Genomic DNA, 459 nt, shown 5'->3' on the forward strand with positions numbered 1-459 from the left:
CGAATCCATGCGGCACTTCGCTGGTCTGAAGCTGGACCGCTTGCCGGATGAGACGACCATTCTCAACTTCCGGCACTTCCTGGAGCAGCACGGTCTTGGCAAGGCGCTGTTTAAAGAGGTGAACAAACACCTGGAGAAAAACGGCCTGATGCTGCGTGAAGGCAGCATCGTAGATGCGACCATTATCTCTGCTCCCAGCTCCACCAAGAACAGCAGCGGCAAGCGCGATCCTGAAATGCACCAGACCAGAAAGGGCAACGAATGGCACTTCGGCATGAAGATGCACATTGGTGTCGACGACACACTTGGTCTGATTCATAGCATCGATACCACCGCTGCCAACGTTCATGACATCGTACCCACCGACAAGCTGCTGCACGGTGAAGAACAACGAGTCTTCGGCGATGCCGGTTACCTTGGCATTCAAAAGCGGGATGAGCATAAGCACCGCGAAGACGT

General features: G+C 54.7%; 1 protein-coding gene. It reads left to right on the plus strand.

The genetic code is table 11. The features are described 5' to 3' along the window. A partial coding sequence (locus tag CLH61_RS18255; RefSeq protein ID WP_143752193.1) for an IS5 family transposase occupies positions 1–459 on the plus strand: 459 nt, incomplete at both ends.

This window comes from Marinobacter profundi (assembly GCF_002744715.1).
GTDB classification, from domain to species: domain Bacteria; phylum Pseudomonadota; class Gammaproteobacteria; order Pseudomonadales; family Oleiphilaceae; genus Marinobacter; species Marinobacter profundi.